Source organism: Aeromonas cavernicola (assembly GCF_002795305.1).
In the GTDB taxonomy this organism is placed as follows: domain Bacteria; phylum Pseudomonadota; class Gammaproteobacteria; order Enterobacterales; family Aeromonadaceae; genus Aeromonas; species Aeromonas cavernicola.
Genome location: NZ_PGGC01000288.1, coordinates 1 through 609 on the forward strand (window position 1 = coordinate 1; position 609 = coordinate 609).

At 65.0% G+C, this 609-nt stretch carries 1 protein-coding gene; it reads left to right on the forward strand.

Annotation, left to right across the window (positions count from 1 at the left end):
• The coding region (locus CUC53_RS18600) for an oligopeptide/dipeptide ABC transporter ATP-binding protein (protein WP_157798342.1) at window positions 1–511 on the forward strand (511 nt) is incomplete at its 5' end.
• Window positions 512–609 lie beyond the last annotated feature (98 nt).

Here is a 609-nt window from a genome sequence, read left to right on the forward strand (position 1 = left end):
CCAGCTCTCCGGCGGCCAGCGCCAGCGGGTCAACATCGCCCGCAATCTGGCGGTGGAGGCGGAAGTGGTGCTGGCGGACGAGCCCACTTCCATGCTCGACGTCTCCATTCGCATCGGCATCCTCAACCTGATGGAGCAGATGAAGAACGAGCTCGGCGTCTCCATGCTCTACATCACCCACGACATCGCCACCGCCCGCTATGTGGCGGAAGATCTGGCGGTGATGTATGTGGGACACATGGTGGAGTGGGGCGAGGTAGACGAGATCCTACACCACCCGCAGCACCCCTACACCCAGCTGCTCATCTCGGCGGTGCCCGATCCCGAGAAGAGCATCCACGCTGAGCTGGAGGGTGGCCGCAAGGGGGAGATCCCGCTCTGGACGCCGGAGTCCTGCGGTTGCCCCTTTGCCGGGCGCTGCAATCAGGCAATGCCCCGCTGCAAGGAGGCGCTCCCCCCCATCACCAAGCTTGCCGACAACCACTTCGTGCGCTGCTACCTCTACGAGTGAAGGTGAACCCAATACCGGCCGGACAACCCTGTCCGGCCATGCCTCGATACGGGGCGGCCACTGCCCCGTGATGTGCCTCACCGCCCGGCGGTGAACCA